General features: G+C 69.5%; 16 protein-coding genes. 6 read left to right on the top strand and 10 right to left on the bottom strand.

Going from position 1 to position 19982, the window contains the following annotated elements:
* Positions 1-17: 17 nt before the first annotated feature.
* Entirely contained in the window at positions 18-1781 is a 1764-nt protein-coding gene (locus LZ198_RS40100; RefSeq protein WP_253977473.1) for a tetratricopeptide repeat protein, read from the bottom strand.
* 238 nt (positions 1782-2019) lie between these two features.
* On the opposite strand from LZ198_RS40100, the gene LZ198_RS40095 reads away from it, so the two are divergent.
* Positions 2020-3102 (top strand): glycosyltransferase family 4 protein, encoded by a 1083-nt coding sequence (locus LZ198_RS40095; protein ID WP_253977454.1) that lies wholly within the window; start codon positions 2020-2022, stop codon positions 3100-3102.
* A gap of 84 nt (positions 3103-3186) precedes the next feature.
* Here LZ198_RS40095 and LZ198_RS40090 read toward each other — a convergent pair whose 3' ends face one another.
* From LZ198_RS40090 to LZ198_RS40080, 3 genes are all read right to left on the bottom strand, one after another.
* Positions 3187-3717, bottom strand: coding sequence for a class I SAM-dependent methyltransferase (locus tag LZ198_RS40090; protein ID WP_253977453.1), 531 nt, complete (start codon positions 3715-3717; stop codon positions 3187-3189).
* Positions 3718-3789: 72 nt separating this feature from the next.
* On the bottom strand, positions 3790-4449 hold the full coding sequence (locus LZ198_RS40085) for a methyltransferase domain-containing protein (protein WP_253977452.1): 660 nt from the start codon (positions 4447-4449) through the stop codon (positions 3790-3792).
* 41 nt (positions 4450-4490) lie between these two features.
* Positions 4491-6311, bottom strand: coding sequence for an ArnT family glycosyltransferase (locus LZ198_RS40080; protein WP_253977451.1), 1821 nt, complete (start codon positions 6309-6311; stop codon positions 4491-4493).
* A gap of 235 nt (positions 6312-6546) precedes the next feature.
* Here LZ198_RS40080 and LZ198_RS40075 point away from each other — a divergent pair, with 235 nt between their 5' ends.
* Together LZ198_RS40075 and LZ198_RS40070 are read left to right on the top strand one after the other, a co-directional pair.
* The gene (locus tag LZ198_RS40075) at positions 6547-7530 is read left to right on the top strand and encodes a glycosyltransferase (protein ID WP_253977450.1); all 984 of its coding nucleotides are present in this window, start codon (positions 6547-6549) and stop codon (positions 7528-7530) included.
* Positions 7527-9053, top strand: coding sequence for a hypothetical protein (locus LZ198_RS40070; protein ID WP_253977449.1), 1527 nt, complete (start codon positions 7527-7529; stop codon positions 9051-9053). Before LZ198_RS40075 ends, LZ198_RS40070 begins: the two co-directional genes overlap by 4 nt.
* 24 nt (positions 9054-9077) lie before the next feature.
* On the opposite strand, the gene LZ198_RS40065 is transcribed toward LZ198_RS40070, so the two are convergent.
* The 6 genes from LZ198_RS40065 to LZ198_RS40040 all read right to left on the bottom strand — a co-directional run bounded on the left by LZ198_RS40065 (position 9078) and on the right by LZ198_RS40040 (position 17413).
* Positions 9078-10490 carry a sigma-54-dependent transcriptional regulator gene (locus tag LZ198_RS40065; protein ID WP_407667508.1) on the bottom strand — a complete coding sequence of 471 codons (1413 nt, stop codon included), beginning with the start codon at positions 10488-10490 and terminating at the stop codon, positions 9078-9080.
* A gap of 26 nt (positions 10491-10516) precedes the next feature.
* Positions 10517-12055: a two-component system sensor histidine kinase NtrB gene (locus LZ198_RS40060; RefSeq protein ID WP_253977472.1), complete on the bottom strand. Its 1539-nt coding sequence runs from the start codon at positions 12053-12055 to the stop codon at positions 10517-10519.
* Between the two features lie 61 nt (positions 12056-12116).
* Complete coding sequence (locus tag LZ198_RS40055; protein ID WP_253977447.1) at positions 12117-13370, bottom strand: type II secretion system F family protein; 1254 nt, start codon at positions 13368-13370, stop codon at positions 12117-12119.
* Between the two features lie 57 nt (positions 13371-13427).
* Positions 13428-14540: a type IV pilus twitching motility protein PilT gene (locus tag LZ198_RS40050; RefSeq protein ID WP_253977446.1), complete on the bottom strand. Its 1113-nt coding sequence runs from the start codon at positions 14538-14540 to the stop codon at positions 13428-13430.
* Positions 14541-14579: 39 nt separating this feature from the next.
* Positions 14580-16280, bottom strand: coding sequence for a type IV-A pilus assembly ATPase PilB (gene pilB, locus LZ198_RS40045; RefSeq protein ID WP_253977445.1), 1701 nt, complete (start codon positions 16278-16280; stop codon positions 14580-14582).
* A 206-nt stretch (positions 16281-16486) separates the two neighbouring features.
* Entirely contained in the window at positions 16487-17413 is a 927-nt protein-coding gene (locus LZ198_RS40040; RefSeq protein ID WP_253977444.1) for a bifunctional riboflavin kinase/FAD synthetase, read from the bottom strand.
* 68 nt (positions 17414-17481) lie between these two features.
* On the opposite strand from LZ198_RS40040, the gene trmB reads away from it, so the two are divergent.
* The 3 genes from trmB to LZ198_RS40025 all read left to right on the top strand — a co-directional run bounded on the left by trmB (position 17482) and on the right by LZ198_RS40025 (position 19725).
* Positions 17482-18102 carry a tRNA (guanine(46)-N(7))-methyltransferase TrmB gene (gene trmB / locus LZ198_RS40035; protein ID WP_253977443.1) on the top strand — a complete coding sequence of 207 codons (621 nt, stop codon included), beginning with the start codon at positions 17482-17484 and terminating at the stop codon, positions 18100-18102.
* 107 nt (positions 18103-18209) lie between these two features.
* Entirely contained in the window at positions 18210-19253 is a 1044-nt protein-coding gene (locus tag LZ198_RS40030) for a diguanylate cyclase (protein WP_253977442.1), read from the top strand.
* 55 nt (positions 19254-19308) lie between these two features.
* A complete protein-coding gene (locus LZ198_RS40025) occupies positions 19309-19725 on the top strand; it encodes a hypothetical protein (RefSeq protein ID WP_253977441.1) in 417 nt (138 codons plus the stop codon).
* Positions 19726-19982 lie beyond the last annotated feature (257 nt).

The following is a 19982-nucleotide window of genomic DNA, read 5'->3' as shown; positions in this document are numbered from 1 at the left end:
CTTCGTCCGCCCCCGGCTCATGGAGCACGGCCCGCCGCCAGGCGGGCCTGCTCGAGCGCCTTGCGCGAGGCCACGAGCCCGGGTTGGAGTCTCAGCGACTCCTCGAGCGCGGTGACGGCTTCGGTCGGCCGCCCCAGCACCAACAAGGTGCGGCCCTCCTCCATCCATGACTCGGCCCGCAGGGGATTGGCCGCCAGTGCCTGACGGAATCGGGCCAATGCCTCCTCGAGCCGATTCACCCTGCGGAGCGCCAGGCCCAGGTTGTGGAGGAGCACAGGGTCTCCCGGCCGCAACCGGAGCGCCCGCTCCAATTGGGGAATGGCGAGGTCCAGCCTTCCGGCCAGTGCCTGGGCAATCGCGAGGTCGCTCTGGACCTGGAAGTAGCCTGGCAGTTCGGCCACGGCGCGCGTCAGCTCCGGCAACGCATCCTCCACTCGGCGTTGCTTGAGATAGGCGGCCCCCAGGTAGGCCCGAAGGAAGGGCTGGTCCGGCGTCTTTCGCAGCGTATCCTCCCAGAGCGCCACGTCGTCGTGCCACACGGGGAGCCGGAACAGGGTCTGCGCCGAGAGCGCGACCCACGCACCACAGGTGGCGAGGCCCAGGGGCCGCGCATACCGCGCGCCGTGCGACAGCCCCCACCGCAGCCCCACCGCCACCAGCAAACAGAAGCCCACGGACGGCAGATACAGGAATCGCTCCGCGTAGGAGGCAACTCCGCGCAGTTGCATGAAGAGCACGGGCATCAGCGGTGCCAGCAACCAGACGACTCCGGCACTCGCGGCGCCAGGCCTCCCGCGCGACCTCCACCCCAGGAAGGCCAACGCCACGACGAACATGCCCCCGAGCACGATGTCGAGCGGTGCCGGAAGCACCCGGACCGGCAAGGCGACAACGAGGGGTTCTGGCCAGAACAACACCCTTCCGAACCTCCCGACCAGCGCGAGCACATCCAGGGGAAACAACTCCGCGCCGCCCCCCGCCTCGGCCCCCACCGGGACCGGGAGGGACGTTCCCAGGGCTCGCAGGCGCAACGCCGCATAAGCCACGAGCCCCAGTACGAGGGGCGAATGACGGACCAGAGCGCCTCGGCCGCGCGACGAGGCCTCCGGCGCGACACGGCGGGTGGCCCACAGCACCACGGGGAACACCACGGCCACTTCCTTGAAGAGCAGCGCCGCGCACCACAACAGCGCGCCCCCCAGGGCGCGCACCCAGGAGATGGGGCCCCCTGATATCCAGCGCACCGCGAGCAACACCAGAAGCGTCGCGGTGACGTCCATGAAGCCACTGAACCAGGCCACCGCCTCCGTGTGGACGGGATGCACCGCGAACACGAGCGCGCCGGCCAGCGCGCCCCATTCGGACTCCGCATCCAGGACGCCATCCGCCCGCGTCAGGCACCGCCGCGAGAGCCACAGCACCAGGACGCAGACGGCCCCGTGCAGCAAAGTGAGGACGAGGTGATAGCCCCACGGCTCCGTCCCGAAAACACCGCGCAGCCCGAAGAGGAGCACGTGCGCCAACGGACGGTAGTAGCTCTCCGTGGGCCCATGCTGCTGGGCCCCGGCGTCCTGCGTGAAGGCGAAGAGTGGGTGGTCGAAGGCCTCACCAACCGACTTGGGGGACCTCAGCCACGGGTTCTCCAACACCAGTTGCACGTCGTCGTAGACGAACCCGTTGCGGAGGGTTCCCGCGTAGACGGCGAGGGCCGCGACCAGGACGAGCAGACCCTGTTGCCAGGCGCGGAGGGGAATCGAGCGGGGGGAAGGCGCGGCCGTCATCGTCACGGCGCCGCATTCTAGCGACTCACCCGTGCCGACGGGGCACGCCGACCCGATAGGAGGTCGGAGGCCCGCCAAGGGGGCGGCCCCTGGATGGCTCGCGGTGACAACGCCACCCGACGCGTCTTCACGCGGCGGGAGCCGTGCTTGGCCCTATACTCCGCCGCGGCGAGAGCCCTCTCAGGGGCACGCACCACCAGGGCCCGGTTCCATGCGCATCCTCGAGGTTTCCAACTTCATGCCTCCCCACCCCGGAGGCATCGAGGTCATGGTCGACACGTTGTTCCAGGGTCTCCGTCGAAGGGGCCATGACGTCCGGTGGATTGCCGCGTCCACCCCGGAAGCCCCTGGCGTCTCCGGGCCATTCATCCGCGTCCCCGCGTGGAACTGGCTCGAGCGGAACCTGCACGTCCCCATGCCCCTCTGGACGCCCGAGGGCCTCCGCCAGCTCCACGAGCAGATCCGCTGGGCGGACGTCGTGCACGTGCACGATTGCCTCTACTTCTCCTCCTCCCTGGCCACGGCGCTCAGTCGCGTCCGACGCAAGCCGCTGCTGGTCACGCAGCACGTCGGCCAGGTCCCCTACGGCGGAGTCCTCGATTGGGTACAGGAGGCGGCCTACCGGACGCTCGGGCGGACCCTGCTCCAGGCCGCCAGCGAGGTGGTGACCTACAGCCCCCACGTCGTCGACTATTTCCAGAGAGTCGGCGTGAAAGCGCCCCTGCGCATCATCCCGCTGGGCTTCGAGCCACGCTTCCAGCCCCTCCCCGAAGAGGAGCGACACGCGGCCCGGCGCGAGTGGGGACTCCCCGTGGCCACGCCCCTCGTCCTCTTCGCCGCCCGGCTCGTCCCCAAGAAGGGCGTGCAGCAGGTGGCGGACGTACAGCGCCGACTCGCGGCCGAGGGCATCTCCCTCCTGGTCGCGGGCGAAGGCCCCTTGGAGAACCTCGTCGAGGGGCTGCCTCGTACCTTCCATCTACGCCAGGTCGACCACGCGCGCATGCACCGGCTCTACGCCTGCGCGGATGCCCTGCTCCTTCCTTCCCGAGGCGAGGGGCTCCCCCTCACGCTCCAGGAGGGAATGCTCACCGGGCTCCCCGCCGTCGTGTCGACGGACCCGTCGTTCGTCGCCAACGTGGCCCAAGCCCCCGGGGTCTCCCTCGTCGAAGGCACGGAGGCGCTGGTGCAGGCGCTCCGCGCGACCCTGGCCGGAGCGCCGCCCCGGGAGACCGTCGCGGAATGGGCCCGTGCACGATGGGGCCTCGAGCGCTTCATCACGGACTACGAGCAGACGATGGAATCCCTCGTCCGCGAGCACTGAGCCCGCCACGAAGACGTCCGCGCGCCCATGTTCAAACCGGTCCGGGCCGGACGCGCTTCCACAAGCCCACGAACTGGAACTGGTTCAACACTCTGAGGGGCCTCGTTCGCACTCCGCCGGATGGATGAACTTCTGGAGCGCGAAGCCCGCCCGCTCCAGCACCGGCATCCATGACCACTCGTGCTGATAGCGGTAGCGAGAGGGAACGCCGAAGCGGCGGTTGCCCAGCTCGTCCAGCACACACAGCGTCAGGTAGCCGAACCGGCCACGGTACGTGTGGTCCTTGAGCAGGAAGTACTCGCCCGTGCACCGGAGGACCTCCTCGAGCGTCGCGACCGGGTCCGGCGCGTGGTGCACGACGTCGATGCTGTAGGTCAGCGGGAAGGACCTGTCCGGAAAGGGGAGGTGCTGGCCGTCATACAACACGGGGTCGACGAGGCCGTGCTCCCGGCGTTGGACGTCGACGGGAACGACCTCACGCGCCCACCCCCGCCGGGTGACGGCCTGGGCGAACCACCCATCCCCCGCGCCGAAGTCGAGCGCGCGATCCACGACGGGCACGTCTGACAGGAGGCCCGCCATCAGTTCGAGGATGTTGTCGCGATAACGACTCATGGGTGGATGGCCGTGCCTTTCAACGAGAGCCCCGCGTCGTAGCCCCGGGAGGGACACCACGCGACGTGGCCGCTAGGCGTGCTCGAGTACGACACACGTCACCTCGAACGGCTTCACCAGCCAGGGCCACAACCATTGACGGAGCGAAGCACGCGGCACGTCGTCTGCTCCAGCGCCCCGTCCAGGTTTCAGCAGTCGGGAGACAGCTCCGGGCAGATCACCCGCCACCAGGTCGAGGAGCCGTCCACACGCCACCACCTTCGCGGCCCTGGGACGCATCGTCGGGAAGAGCGCCACCAGTTCATCCACCGAGGGGCGAAACATCGTGTCGATGGGGTCCGGATGCCACGGGAACGCGCGAGGCACCGACAGCAGGAGCACGCCATCCGGCGCGACCAGCTCGGTCAGGCGTTGCGCGAAGCCCCGCCGGTCATCGACATGCTCCAGCACGCTCGTGCAGCACACCGAGCGAGGCGACCATTCGGCGAGGCGGGCAAGGCACTCCGGGTCCATCAGGCTGCCGACGACATCCACGCCGTCGTCCGCCTTCAGGTCCTGGTGGATGACGCGCCCTCCCCGTCGACGCAGGGGCGCAAACAGGTCCTGATCAATCCACGGTTGCTGGACTTCGCGGAAGTAGCGTGTGGAGCTGCCCACATTGACCACCGGCGACGCACGGGAGAGGTCTAGCCTTCCCAGTTCGCGTCCCAGCCATTTCGCTTCCTGCTTCAACATGACCGACTCCAGTAGACGACGCCTGCGCTACCGCTGGGCTACGGAAAGTCGCCCGGGCGCTCACGAACCGAGGGCGGGAAGACATCCGCGGGGGCGCTGTCGAGCGGAAAGAGGTGGGATTGGCAGTCCTTGCCGTTCACCGCCAACAGGAAGCCCTGCCTGCCAGGAAACACCTCGCGCAGGAACTGCCGGTCCCGCTCCAGGCTGATGTGGTTCACCCACAGCACACGGTCGTCGAGGTCGGGGCTGTTGTTCGGGCGGAAGAAGACGAAGTGCCGCGCGGGGCGGGCCTTGCACGGAATGGCGAACCCGCTTCGGATGAAGATGACCGAGTCGTCGGGCGCCTTGCGCTCCACCGCGTTGCGGGGATTGTTGACGTCCTTGGCCATCAGGCGGAGCGTGGTCCACCGCGGCGGCAGGTACATCGTCGCGCAAACGCAGACGCATCCGACCAGCGCCGAGGGAACCAACGCCTGGGCCCCGAGCCCTCCCGCCCATCTCCAGAGCGAGCGCACACCCTCCGCCGAGAGCAGGACCAACGGCAACATCACCTCCGAGTAGTGGACGGGGGCGAAGGAGTCGACGCCCGCGTCCGCCACCGGGAGATGCGCGACACAGAAGCCGAGGATCCCCGCGACCAGCCACCGGGCACGCGCCCCACGCGCCAGCAAGGCGAAGGCGAAGCCCAACGGCCAGCCGAACGAATCCAGGTTGAGCCGGAAGAAGGCCAGGACCAGGCGCCCGACCGCGAGCACGGGCGAGCGGTCCGTGAAGAAGTAGAAGAACCCTTCGCCCGCGACCTCGCGCGGCCCGAAGAAGACGAAGCGGAAGTCATTCTCCCGGGCATAGCGGGCGGCCGCATGGTACCCCGTGGTCCACGGCGAGCCCGTCAGCGCGTCGTTCGTGAGCAGGAACAAGCCCCCCAGCGGCGCCGCCACCAGCACGAACGCCGCGAGCGAACCCCAACGCGCCGTGGACTTCGTCCTCCAGAGCCGGGACAGCCACAGGACCAGGAACGGCGTGCCCATCCCCAGGGCCACGGCGGGGCGCGTCCAGAAGGTCAGGCAGTAGAACAACGCCACCAGGGCCCCCACGAATGGCCGGGAGTCCTCCTCCTGGCGCACGACGAAGTACAGCAGCCACGCCAGCGCGAAGATGGCCGCCGTATGGGACATCATCGTGGCGGCCCCGGTCATCAACAGCGGCGATACGAGATAGAGCCCCGCCGCGACCTTGCCCCAGGCGCCGCCCCACCACCGACGGCCAATCAGGAACACGGCCACGGCCGTCGCGCCCGACAACAACGGATTCACGACCCAGGGGATGCCGAGCTTCGTCCCGAAAGCGAGGAGGAAGGGCCACCCGAGGAAGTACTGGCTGTACATCTTCCCATCGTTGATGAGGAAGACGTTGTCGAAGAACAGCTTCATCGGGGGCGAGGGCACCCAGAGCCGGAATGACGCCAGGAGCTTCGCCGCGAACTGGTACGACGCCTCGTCGTCCGTCACCGGTGCGTGGTTCAGGATGGAGGCCTGGATGGCCAATGGAATCAACGTCCCCAGGAGCCCCACCAAGAGCAAGGCCCGCCGGTCCGGATACGCCACCCAGGCCGCGCGCAGGGTCTCGACCCGCTGGGCCGGGAGCAACCTCGCGCCGGCCAGGGTCACGAAGCCCACCAGCGGCAGCCCCAGGAACGCGAGGGTCGCGGCCAGCAGCAGATACCGGCTCGTGGACATGTCGATGCTGCCCAGATCCAGGATGAAGCCACCGAACTGGGAATGCCAGAGCGCCCAGTAGGCGAGCACGCAGGCACAGGCAGCAACCAGGGGGACGAGGACGCGGAGCCAGACGGGTCGCATTGGGGAGGCGACGAGGATGGTCCGCCCCGTGGCGGGTTGTCCACCGGAAGCGCACCCCGACGCGGGCCGTCCCCAGGTGGGGAGAGACCGCGGCGTGCGGGAACGCTTCCGGAGGAGGAAGCACTCGACCGGGCACCTCCCGCCATGATGAGCACGTCGGGGCGCGAAGCACCTGGGCTACACTCGCGCCCCACGCCGACGGGTGTCCTCCCGACCCTCTCCCGGACACGAGTTCATGCCCAAGTCCCCTCCGCGCATCGCGGTCATCCTGCCTTGCTACAACGAGGAGCCCGCGATCCGCGCCACCGTGCTGGCCTTCCAGCAGGCACTCCCCTCCGCCACCATCGTCGTCTACGACAACGCGTCGACCGACCGGACGCGTGACGTCGCGCACGAGGCCGGGGCGCTCGTGCGCGGCGAGATGCGGCGAGGGAAGGGCAATGTCATCCGCCGCGCGTTCGCGGACCTCGACGCGGACATCTACCTGGTGGCGGATGGTGACGGCACCTACGACGCCTCCGTGGCGCCCAGGCTGGTCCACCTCCTCGTCGACGACTCCCTGGACATGGTCGTCGGCACCCGTATCCACAGCGAGAAGGAGGCCTACCGGGCGGGCCACGTCGCGGGCAACTGGTTCTTCAACCAGGTCGTGGCGAGGCTCTTCGACAAGGGGCTGTCTGACATCTTCTCCGGCTATCGCGTCCTCTCCCGGCGATTCGTGAAGTCCTTCCCGTGCATGTCCGAGGGCTTCGAGATCGAGGCGGAGATGAGCATCCACGCCCTCCAGCTGCGCATGCCCGTGCGGGAGGTTCCCACCCACTATTCGAAGCGGGTCGCGGGGACCGCGAGCAAGTTGAACACCTGGCGCGACGGCTTCCGCATCCTCCGGCACGTCCTCCGCCTCCAGCGGCTCCACCGGCCACGACAGTTCTTCGGGAGCCTGGGACTGGCCACCATCCTGCTCGCGCTGCTCCTGGCCATCCCCATCTTCAGCACGTTCCTCCACTCCGGACAGGTGCCCCGCTTCCCCACCGCCATCCTGGCCATGGGCATGGTGCTGCTCGGCTCGCTCGTCTCGTTCGTGGGGCTCATCCTGGAGAGTTCGAGCCAGCTCGCGCTCGAGACGAAGCGCTTGAGCTACCTCACCATGGCCTCGCCCGCGGAGTTCGAGCAGCCCGCGGAGGCGCAGACGCCGCGCGCCACCGGGACCGCTCGATGAGCGGCTCGCGTCGCCGGTGGGTGCTCTGGCTCCTGAGCGCGGCGGCCATCGCGGTCCCCTGTCTCGTCGTGAGGATTCCTCCCGTCACGGACCTGCCCCAACACCTCGGGCAGATGCGGCTCTTCATCGAGACGCTGGGCACCTCGAATGGCCCCTTCGCCATCCAGCCGCTGACCCCGTACTGGGGCGCGCACCTCGTGCTGCTCCCGGTGTGGCTCGTGGCCCCCGCGCGCGCCGTGGCGAGCCTCTCTCTCCTCTTGCTGGGGCTTCTCTGGGTCGGCGCAGTCCACGCGCTGGCCTGGCGACGGGACCGTGCGCCCGTGGCTGCGGTGCTTGCCAGCGTCTTCTTCTTCAGCCAGTCGCTCTACTGGGGATTCATCCCCTTCCTCGTTGGCTGGCCGCTGTACCTGCTCTGGCTCCAGGTCATCCAGCGCACGGACGGCTCCGTCGTCGCGGTGCTCGTCCGGCACACGCTCTGCGCGGCGTTGCTGTATGCGTGTCACGCGCTCTGGTTCGCCATGGCGATGCTGACCCTCGCGGCGCACTGGGCCACGCGACGCCCGGGCTGGAGGGCCGTGTTCCGCCAGGCGGTGGCCGTCCTTCCCGTGGGCCTCCTCGCGCTCTGGTGGTACCCCCAGCTCGCCCAGCGGGGCTTCACCTCCCCCCCCCTCTACATCCGCGACTTCGCCGAGCGCCTCTCCCCCCCAGGGCTCCTGACCGCCGCGCTGGGCGGGTTGAGGGACTCCGTGGAGGGCCCCGTGCTCCTCCTGGTCGTCGGCTGGCTCGGCTTGGGTCTCTGGCAGCACCGGCGCGAGCTGCGTGGACACGTCGACGGCGCCCTCCTCGTCCCCGCGCTGCTCCTCACCGCTTGCGCGCTGGTGCTCCCCGACAAGTACAGCAACACCATCCTCCTGGCGGAGCGGTGGCTGCCCTGCGCGATGGTGCTGTTGCTGCTCGCCCTGCCCCCGCCCCGGCTCCCCTCGCGCGCGCTCCATGCCTGGAGCGCCGCGGCGCTCCTGCTCCTGTCGGGCTTCACCGCCATGACCTGGCAGGCCTTCGAGCAGGACGAACTGGAGGGCCTGGAGACCGCGGTGGACGCCGTCCCCCAGGGCGCCCGACTCCTGGGCCTCGCGTATCCCAGGGAGAGCGCATTGGTCCTCGGGAGGCCCTTCCTGCAGGCCTTCTCGTACGCCTACGTCCTGCGGGGCGCGACCCTCAGCTTCTCCTTCGCGTGGTTCGCGCCAAGTCCCGTGGTGCAGCGGGACTTCCAGCGCCCGCCGTGGACACCCGGGCTCACATGGAACCCCGAGCACGCCACGACCGGGGACTTCCAGTACTTCGACCACGTCCTCGTCGCCCTGGACGGCGACGAGAGCCACGACGAGTTCGCGCGTGCCATGCCCGTCACGCCCGTGACGCGAACAGGGCGGTGGCGACTCTATCGCTCCGAGCCCACCCTGATTCCCTCCCGCCCGGGCCTGCGCCCCATCGACGCGGGAGTCGCTGGCCCCCGGGCCCCCTGATGAGGCCCGGAGGCAGCCAGGAGGTCAGCCCCGGCCCGCGGTGGGGGGCGGCTCGTCCAGGTCGTCCGTGAGGCCGTGCTTGGCGAGGCGATAACGGAACGAGCGGAAGGACAGCCCCAACAGCTCCGCCGCCCGTGTCTTCACGCCGCCCGCCTGCTTGAGCGCCGCGAGCAGGTAGCGCCGCTCGCTGTCATCCAGGTGGCGCTCGAGGTTGAAGCCCCCGCCCAGGGTCGGCTCGCCGCCCTCCTCCGAACGCGTCGCCGGCTCCGAGTCGCCTCGCACGGCCGGAGGCAGCGTGGAGAGCCCCAGCAGGTCCGAGTCGGACAGCGTCGCGGCGCGCTCCACCATGTTCTGCAACTGGCGGACGTTGCCCGGGAACGCGTAGCGCTCCAGCAGCGCGAGCGTCTCCGGCGCGAAGCGCAGCGCGGGACGCCCCAGCTCCTCCGCCATGCGCGTGAGGAAGTGGTTGGCCAGGAGGGAGATGTCTCCGGCGCGCTCGCGCAGCGGCGGCAGCTCCAGGGTGATGACGTTGAGGCGGTAGAAGAGGTCCTCGCGGAAGCGCCCCGCCTTCACCTCCGCCTCCAGCCGGCGGTTGGTCGCCGCGATGACGCGCGCCTGGAAGGGCACCTCCGCCGCGCTCCCCACCGGCTTCACCTTCCGCTCCTGAAGCACGCGCAGCAGCTTCACCTGCGTGGCCAGGGGCATTTCCCCGACCTCGTCCAGCATCACCGTGCCCTCGCCCGCGGACACGAGCAGGCCCTGCCGGTCCTGGAGCGCGCCGGTGAAGGCCCCCTTCACGTGGCCGAACAGCTCGCTCTCCAGCGTGCCCTCGTTGAGCGCCGCGCAGTTGAACGGCAGGAACGGGAGCGCCGCGCGGCTGCCGCGCATGTGGATGGCCCGCGCCACCAGCTCCTTGCCCGTGCCGCTCTCGCCCGTCACCAGCACGGTGCTCCGGCCCGACGCCACCTTCTCCACCAGCGCCCAGACGGCCTGCATCCGAGGGCTCTGCCCCACCGCCGCGCCCAGCCCCGGCAGCAGCCGCGCCCGGAGGGAGGTGTTCTCCTGGCGCAGCGTGCGCTTCTCCAGCGCCTTCTGCACCAGCAGCCGCAGCTCCTCGTTGTCGAAGGGCTTGCAGATGTAGTCATACGCACCCTCGCGCATGGCCTCCACCGCCGCCGAGGGCGTCCCATAGGCGGTGATGAGCACCACCTCCGGAGGCTCCTTGCGGGCCCGCGCGGCCCGCAGCACGTCCAGCCCGCTGCCCGTGCCCAGCTTCATGTCGGAGATGACCAGGTCGATGCCGTCGCGCGCCAGCGCCTCGCACGCGGGCTTCACGCTGGGAACGCTCGTCACCGCGTAGCCCTCGCGGTGGAGCAGGAGCTCCAGGTACTCCCGCATGGACAGCTCGTCATCCACCACCAGCACGTGGCCTCGCACGCTGCCCTCTCCTGCCTGCGTTGACGTCACAACGGCAACCCCACGACGAACTCCGTGCCCTCGGCCGGGTCCGAGCGCACGCGGATGGAGCCACCGTGCGCCCGGATGATGGAGTGCGCGGTGGACAGCCCCAGGCCCGTCCCACCATCCCGCGTGGTGAAGAAGGGCTCGAACAGGTGCCCCATCATCTCCTGGGTGATGCTCCCCGCCGAGTCCCACACGCGAATCTGCGCCTCCGCCTCACCCCGGGCGAGCGCCACCTTCACCGAGCCCCGCGGCCCCGCCGCCTGGAACCCGTTGCGCACCAGGTTGATGAGCACCTGGCGCAGTTGGTCCGGGTCCACCGCCGCCGTCAGCTTCTCCTGGGCGGAGACCTCGACACGCACATCCCGCGCCAGCGGGTCCGCCCGCAGCATGTCCACCGTCTCCGCGAGCAGCGCGTCCAGCGGCACCGGACGGCGCACCGGCTCCGGGGGGCGCGCGAAGCGCAGGAAGTCCTCCACCAGGCGCGCGAGTCGGTCCGACTCGCGGACCAGGATGTTGGTGAGCTTCTGCACCACGCCGTCCCGGGGCGTCTCCTGCGCCAGCAACTGCGCGGAGCCACGCATCGCGGCCAGGGGGTTGCGCAGCTCGTGCGCCAACTGCGCGGAGAGCGCGCCCAGGCTCGCCAGCCGGTCCGAGCGCTCCAGGTCCTCCTCCATCCGCCGTAGCTCCGTCAGGTCCTGGAAGACGATGAGCAAAGCCCCGGGGTCGCCCTCCAGCGGCGTGACGGACAACCCGAGGATGCGGCGGCGGCTCCCCTTCACCCCCACCACCAGCTCGCCACGGGGAGAGCGCGGCGCCAGCGCGGAGACGCCCGGCAGGAGGGACTCCAGCGGCTGCCCCACGGTGCCGGCGTCCTCCACCTGGAGGATGCCCCGCGCCGCGGTGTTCACGTAGGTGACGAGCCCCTGCGCATCACAGGTGATGAGCCCCGAGGGCATGGACGAGAGGATCTGCTGCTGCAGCCGCCCGAGCCTCCGCAGGTCCGCCTCGCGGGCGACGAGCGCGCCGCCCGCGGCGGAGAGCTGCCGGGAGAGATAGCCCGCCAGGACGGCGATGAGCCCCAGCGCCAGCAGGTTGCTGCCGAGCACGAACAGGCCCCGGCTGGGCAACACCGGCCCCAGGGGCGCCCCGTCCGACAGGCGCACCCCCACCACCAGGCCCGCGAAGGCGACGCCTCCCACCGCCGCCGCCCACAGGGCCCCGCGCCAGTCGAGCACCACCGCGGCGCCGATGACGGCGAGGCTGTAGAGGAAGGTGAGCGGCGAGTCCGAGCCGCCGCTGAGGAACACCAGGCCCGTGGCGATGACCACGTCGCCCAGCACCTGCACCCAGGCGTCCATCCGGCCCGCCTTCTCGCGGCGCAGGCGGATGCCCACCACCACCGTGGACACGTACGCGGCGATGATGACCGCCAGCGAGAGCGTGTCCGCCCGGCTCGGCTCCTCGAGGGGCTGGAGCAGCAGGCGCGCCACGGTGATGACGAGGGAGAGACTCGCCGCCACCGTGCGGAACAACACCAACCACACCAGGCGCGCGCGCAGCCTCTCGGCCTCGTCCGCGCGCGCCCCGGGGGCGGCGGAGCTACTTGATGGCACCGGCAATGGAGAAGATGGGCAGGTACATGGCGATGAGGAAGCCACCGACCACGCCGCCGAGGAACACCATCAGGAGCGGTTCGATCATCGACGTCAGCGCGCTGACGGCGGTGTCGACCTCGTCGTCATAGAAGTCGGCGATCTTGTTGAGCATCGTGTCCATGGCGCCCGTCGCCTCGCCGACGCCGATCATCTGCACCACCATGGACGGGAACACCTTGGTCTCCAGCAGCGGACCCGCGATGTTCTTGCCCTCGGCGATCTTCGAGCGCACGTAGTAGATGGCCTCTTCCACCGTGCGGTTGCCGGCCGTCTTCGCCGTCACGTCCAGCGCGTCGAGGATGGGCACGCCCGAGGAGATCATCGTGCCCAGCGTGCGGGTGAAGCGCGCCACCGCCACCTTGCGGATGACGGGACCGAACAGCGGGAACTTCAGGAAGGCCTTGTCCCAGAACTTGCGGCCCTTGGGCTGCTTGTAGCTCCAGGAGAAGGAGACGACGAGCGCGGCGATGGAGCCGAAGACGTGCAGCCAGTAGGTCTGCGCCCAGTCGGACAGCTCCACGACGATCTTCGTGGGGGCCGGCAGCTCCGAACCGAAGTCCGCGAACATGTCCGCGAACACCGGCGTCACCTTGAGGAGCAGGAGCGCCGTCACGCCGATGGCCACCAGGATGACGATGATCGGGTAGGTCATCGCGCCCTTGACCTTGCGCTTGAGCTTCTCGTTCTTCTCGCGGTAGGCCGCCAGACGGTTGAGGATGGTGTCGAGGATACCGCCCACCTCGCCCGCGGCGCACAGCTGGACGTAGAGCTCGTCGAAGACCTTGGGGTGTTCCTTGAGCGCGTCGGCGAAGGTGCTGCCCTGCTCCACCTTGCCCTTGATGGCCATCACCACCTTCTTGAAGGCGGGGTTGTCCATCTGGCTGGCGAGGATGTCGAGGCACTGCACCAGCGGCAGACCCGCGTCGATCATCGTCGCGAACTGACGCGTGAAGACGAGGATGTCCTTGCCCGTCACCCCGCCGATGCCGGGCAGGGTGATTTCACCGTCCAGGGCGCTCTTCTTGCGGACCTTGACCGGGTTGAGGCCCAGGGACTTCAGGCGCGCGTTGACGGCCTCGATGTCCGAGGCCTCCATCTCGCCCTTCTTGGTCTCTCCGCCCTTGGTCTTCGCCTCCCAGAGAAACTGGGCCGTGTTCTTCTTGGAAGCTGTTGCCTTCTGGACTGCCGGTGCTGCCATGAGCTCGACCTCCGCGGACGCCGCGCGAGTCTAACCGCTGAACCGCAAAACTCGGAACTAACGACCGCCCGCCCCTCCGGCTGGCCGCTGGGCACCGGGTACGACACCACCCCCGGCCAGGATGTTGCGCAGCTCCTCGGGGTCGCTGGAGCGTCCGAAGGCCTCGTCCTGGTTGATGACGCGCCGGAGCAGGAGCGCCGCCAGGGCCTGGTTGAAGGTCTGCATGCCGTACTTCGCCTGACCCACCTGCATGGAGGAGTAGATCTGGTGGACCTTGTCCTCGCGGATGAGGTTCCGGATTGCGGGGTTGGGGACCATGACCTCCAGCGCCAGCACGCGCCCCGGCCCGCCCGCCTTGGCCACCAGGGACTGGCTCATCACGCCCTCGAGCACGAACGAGAGCTGGGCGCGGACCTGGGGCTGCTGGTACGGCGGGAACACGTCCAGCACGCGGTTGATGGTCTGCACCGCGCTGTTGGTGTGGAGCGTCGCGTAGCAGATGTGGCCCGTCTCCGCGATGGTGAGCGCCGCCTCGATGGTCTCCAGGTCGCGGAGCTCGCCCACCAGCACCACGTCCGGGTCCTGGCGGAGGATGTACTTGAGGGCCGTCTTGAAGTTCCGCGTGTCCGCCCCCACCTCGCGCTGGTTGACGAGGCAGTTCTTGTGCGGGTGCAGGTACTCGATGGGGTCCTCGATGGTCATGATGTGCTCATGACGCTCGGTGTTGATCTTGTCGATCATCGAGGCCAGCGTGGTGGACTTGCCCGACCCGGTGGGTCCCGTCACCAGGATGAGGCCACGCGGCTTCTTCACCAGCTCCGCGACCACCGGCGGCAGGCCCAGCTCCTGGAAGGTCAGGATCTTGAACGGAATGGTCCGGAACGCCCCGGCCACCGCGCCGCGCTGCATGAAGATGTTGGCGCGGAAGCGCGACAGCCCCTTCACGCCGAAGGACAGGTCCAGCTCGTTGTCCTCTTCGAACTTGTGCTTCTGGGCGTCCGTGAGGATGGAGTAGCAGAGCTGCTTGGTCTCCACGGGCGTCAGCGGCGCCGTCTTCAAGGGGACGAGTTCGCCGTCGACGCGCAACTGCGGCGGGGAGCCGGTGGTGACGTGGAGGTCGGAAGCGCCCTTCTCGACCATTGCCTTGAGGAGCTGGTGCAGATTCGCCACGGTGGGGGTGTCCTTCGGTCAGGCTGGGGAGGGGGATGACTAGAAGCGGTCCGGCGCGGTGTTGCCCACGACCTCTTCCAGGGTGGTGGCGCCGTCCATCATCTTCCTGAGACCGCTCATGCGAAGGCTGCTCATGCCCAGGCGGATGGCCTCCTGCTTCAACTCCGCGGCGGACGCGCCGTTGATGACCAGCTCCTTGAGGCCATCCCAGAAGGGCATGACCTCGTAGATGGCCACGCGGCCGCGGTAGCCACGGTCGTTGCAGTCGCGGCAGCCGACCTTCTCGTACATGGTGAAGGTGCCGATCTTGTCCGGCGGCACGCCCGCGTCGATGAGGGCCTGCTCGTCCACCTTGTCCGCGGGCTTCTTGCAGGCCGGGCACAGCCGGCGCGCCAGACGCTGGGCGAGGATGAGGTTGAGCGAGGCGGTCACGAGGAACGGCTCGATGCCCATGTTGAGCAGGCGGCTGACCGTGCCCGGGGCGTCGTTGGTGTGCAGCGTGGAGAGCACCAGGTGGCCGGTGAGCGCCGCCTTCACGCCGATCTCCGCCGTCTCGAAGTCGCGGATCTCACCAATCATGATGATGTCCGGGTCCTGGCGGAGGAACGAGCGCAGCGCGGCGGCGAAGTTCAGGCCGATGTCGTCGTGCATCTGCACCTGGTTGATGCCGGCGAAGTTGAACTCGACCGGATCCTCCGCGGTGGAGATGTTGGTGCCCACGTCGTTGAGGCTGGAGAGCGCCGAGTACAGCGTCGTCGTCTTGCCGGAGCCCGTGGGGCCCGTCACCAGCACCATGCCGTAGGGCCGGTCGATGGCCTCCTTGAACCACGCGAGCGGCTGCGCGTCGAAGCCCAGCTTGGTCATGTCGAGCTGGAGGTTGCTCTTGTCGAGCAGACGCATCACGACCTTCTCGCCGAAGAGCGTGGGACACACGCTCACGCGGAAGTCCATCTCCTTGCCGCCGCCCATCTTGATCTTGATGCGGCCGTCCTGCGGCAGGCGGCGCTCGGAGATGTCGAGCGAGGCCATGATCTTCAGACGCGAGGTGATCGCGTTGCGCAGCTTCATGGGCGGGCGCATGACCTCGTACATCACGCCGTCGATGCGGAAGCGGACGCGGAAGTCCTTCTCGTACGGCTCGATGTGGATGTCGGACGCGCGCTTCTTGATGGCGTCCATGAGGATGAGGTTCACGAGCTTGACCACCGGCGCGTCGTCCGCGGCCTTGGCCATCTCGTCGATGTTCTCCGTCTCCTCCTTCGCCACCTCGATGTCGTCGCCGACGTCGCCGACGATCTCCTCCATCGAGGGGCCCTTCTCCGCGTAGTACCGCTCGATGGCCTCGCGGATGGAGACCTCCGAGGCCACCACCGTCTCGATGTTGTAGCCGGTGAGGAACTTCAGGTCGTCCACCGCGAAGATGTTGGACGGGTCGCACATGGCCACGATGAGCGACGGGCCGGCGCGGTTGACGGGAATCACCAGGTGCTTCTCGGCCACTTCCTTCGGCACGAGCTTGATGATCTCCGCGTCGATGTCGAAGTCCTTCAGGTTGATGGCCGGCACGCCGTACTGCTTGGAGAGGAAGTCGGTCAGCTTCGACTCCTCGATGGCGCCCGTCTTGATGAGCGCCGTGCCGATGCGCGCGCCGCTCTTCTGCTGCTCTTCCTGGGCCTTGCGCAGCTGCTGGACGGAGATGAGGTTCTCGCGAACCAGCAGTTCACCAAGTCGACCGGACATTCGTGAAGCCTCTTCCTTGTGGCAAAGAAGGATGAGACGGGCGGGGGCCCGTCTCGCACTCTGAAGACAGGGGAGATGCCTCGGGCCCCACAGCACCTTGGCACGGTTCCTGACCGGCGATTAGAGGGGAGCCGCGCACGCCCGTCAAGGCGCCCCCTGAGCCTGCCTGGCCGAGGCAACCCGTTGAACAACCACGAGAAAAATGCTCAGTCGCCCGCGCGGGCGATCACCGTGCGAGCAGCCTCCACGTCGCGCTTGATCTGCCCCGTGAGCTCCGCCACGGAACCGAAACGTTGCTCGGGCCGCAGCCGCTCCAGGAACTGCACCCGCAGCTCGCGGCCGTAGAGGTCCCCGGCGAAGTCCAGCAGGTGGGCCTCGATGGTGACCTCCGAGCCCCCGAAGGTGGGTTTGATCCCGATATTGGCCGCCCCCCCGTACCACGTCGCCGTCGCCTCCCCCAGGAAGCGCACCCGGATGGCGTATACGCCCGGCGCGGGGCGCAGCTCGTTCTGCGTGTCCACGTTGGCGGTGGGGAAGCCGAGGGTCCTCCCCCGCCCCGCGCCCGCCACCACCGTGCCGTCCAGGTCGAACGGCCGGCCCAGCAGCCGGCACGCGGCGGACACGCGCCCCTCCAGGATGTACTCGCGCACCCGGGAGGACGAGGCCACCACGCCGTCCACGGTCACCGGTGACACCACGTGCAGCCGGGCGCCCCGGCGCGAGGCCGCCTCGCGGAGCGTCTCCACGGTGCCCGCCCGCGCGGCCCCGTAGGTGAAGTCGCTGCCCACCACGACGTGGGCCACCCCGAGCGTGTCGAAGAGGGCGACCTCGAAGTCCGCGGCCTGGGTGCGCGCGTAGTCGCGGGAGAAGGCCTGCACGACCACGGACTCCAGCCCGTAGTGCGCCAGGAGCTCCAGCCGCCGGGGCAGCAGGGTGATGAGCTTGGGGGCCAGGTCCGGCTGGAGCACCTTGCCGGGGTGGGGGTGGAAGGTGAACGCCGCCGGGGGCGCGTGGCGGCGCGCCTCCGCGAAGAGGGCCTGGTGCCCCACGTGCACGCCGTCGAAGTTGCCCAGCGCGAGCGCCTGTCCGGCCAGGGCCCGGCCCGCCTCCGTCACCGACTGGTAGACCTTCATGGCCCCTCCTATAGCAGTGTTTTTCCCTGGCCAGACCCGCCACCGCCGTGGTTGGAGCCCCCTAACGCATGCCTCGTCCCCGCCTCCTGCCTGACCCCGTCGGCCTCAAGTACTTCACCCAGGACACCCCCGTGGACTGGGACGCCGAGTTCGGCTTCACCGGCCCGCTGGAGCTGGAGATCGGCTCCGGCGCCGGCGGCCACGCGCTGGAGTACTGCCGCCGCAACCCGCTCGTCCGCTTCGTCGCCTTCGAGTGGCGCAAGAAGTACGCCCGCGACACCCAGGACCGCGCCGTCAAGGCCGGGATGCGCAACCTGCTCGTCGTCGAATCCGACGCCCGCTTCGTCGTCCCCCGCATCTTCGCGGACGGCTCCCTCTCCGCCATCCACCTCCAGTTCCCCGACCCCTGGTGGAAGCGCGCCCACGCCAAGCGCGCCGTCGTCCAGCCCTCCTTCGCCAGGCTCCTGCTCGACAAGCTCGCCCCGGGCGGCCTGTTCGACATGCGCACCGACGTCCAGGACCGCGCCGAGAACATGCTCTCCATCCTGGAATCCTCCGGATTCCACAACCCCCTGGGTTCCGGCGTTTTCCATCCTTATGACCCGGAGGAGGTCCCCTCCACCCGGGAGCGGCGCTACCTGGCGTCCGGCGAGCCGGTGTACCGCGCGCGCCTCGTCAAGCCGCGGTAGGGGCCCGGGCCGGGGCACCTGCCTGACCCCTTGGCTTCGCGGACTCGACAGGTGAGAATTGCAAGCATTCTTGCGACGCGGGACGATTGCACTGGGGGCGCAACCGCATGGCGGAAGGCGAGCGGAAGAAGACGCAGGAGGTCGCCCGCAGGACGGGGCCCGCAGGGGAGCTGAGTGGTCGCACGGTGCTCATCGTGGACGACGACCCGGCGCATGTGGCGCACGTGCGCGAGGGCCTGGCGCCGCGCGGGTACCTCTTCCGCGAGGCGCACGACGGGGCGCAGGCGCTGTCGGCCATCCGCGAGTCGCGCCCGGACCTCATCCTGATGGACGTGGAGATGCCGGGGCTGGGCGGCGTGGAGGTGTGCCGCATCATCAAGGCGAACGCGGGGGAGGACGGCTTCGGCTTCATCCCGGTGATTCTGATGACGGCGCGGCAGGCGGCGGGGAAGGTGGAGGGGCTGGAGCTGGGGGCGGACGACTACCTGGTGAAGCCCTTCGACATGCTGGAGCTGTCGGCGCGGGTGAAGTCGATGCTGCGGCTCAAGGCGCTGCAGGACGCGCTGGTGGAGAAGAACCGGGAGCTGGACCGGGCCAACAAGGAGCTGGCGCGGCGGCGCGAGGAGCTGCTGGCCCTCAGCCGCACGGACGCGCTCACCAGCCTGTTCAACCGGCGCTGCTTCGAGGAGCGGCTGAGCGAGGAGTTCGCGCGCTCGCGGCGCTACCAGTCGCCGCTGTCCCTGGTGATGCTCGATATCGACCACTTCAAGCGCATCAACGACACCTTCGGCCACCCCTTCGGGGACCAGGTCCTGCGGGCGGTGGCCCAGACGGCGCGCTCGCGGCTGCGGGAGGTGGACGTGCTGGCACGCTACGGAGGGGAGGAGTTCGTGGCGCTCCTGCCGGAGACCGCGCCGCCGGACGCGCTCACCGTGTGCGAGCGCATGCGCGAGGCCATCGCGGCGCTGGACCTGGAGCACGTGGCGGTGGACGGGCGGCGGCAGCAGGTGCGGTTGACCGCGTCCCTGGGCGTGGCCACGGTGCCCGCGGAGGCGCTGGGGAGCGCGGAGGCCCTCCTGCGCGCGGCGGACGCGGGCCTCTATGCGGCCAAGGAGGCGGGCCGCAACCGTGTCCGGCAACACGTTCCGTGAGGTGGACGCACCTGAGGCTTTTCCCCGGCGCCGCTTTGACCTAAACCCCACCCCCATGCGTCCAACCGCGAAGATGTCCTGGTGGGTGGCCCTGGTCCTGGTGGGCCTGGGCGGCTGCAACCGGCCCCGCTTCGACACGCCCCAGGACGCCTATGTCTCCTTCCACCGGATGGTGCGTCGCGACGACCTCCGCGAGGCCTGGGCGGTGCTCTCCAAGCCGACCCAGGACGCGCTCATGAAGAAAGCCCAGGCCGTGAGCGACGCCTCGGGGGGCGCGGTGAAGCCGGAGCCCCTGGGGCTGTTCTTCGCGAATGTCCCTCCCCCCGAGGATGTTACCGAGGTCTCCGTGGTCAAGGAGTCGGGCGACGAGGCGACACTGGACGTGCGCTCGCCAGGACGCACCCACGAGGTCCGGATGGTCCGGGAGCCGTCCGGGTGGAAAGTGGACCTCTCAGCATCCCTTCAGCCGTGAAGCCGGGCATGTCCGGGCTCCTCGCATCAGGTAACGTACGACTGTGAACGATCGGAAGACACGGCGGGCGGTGCCCGCGGTCGAAGTCATCCGGCGGCCGGCCTCGACCCCCGGTAGCGCCACGCCGACCCCGTCCCCCGCGGAGTCCGCATCCCCGGCGCCCACGCCGCGCCCCACGCCCACGCCCCGTCCCGCGGGCGTGGCGCCCACCCCCACGCCGCGCCCCCCAGGCGCGGCGCCCACCCCGCGTGCCGTCC

Origin of the sequence: Myxococcus dinghuensis (genome assembly GCF_024198235.1) — a bacterium.
Taxonomy (GTDB): Bacteria; Myxococcota; Myxococcia; order Myxococcales; family Myxococcaceae; genus Myxococcus; species Myxococcus dinghuensis.
This window is presented reverse-complemented; position numbering and strand designations above follow the sequence as displayed.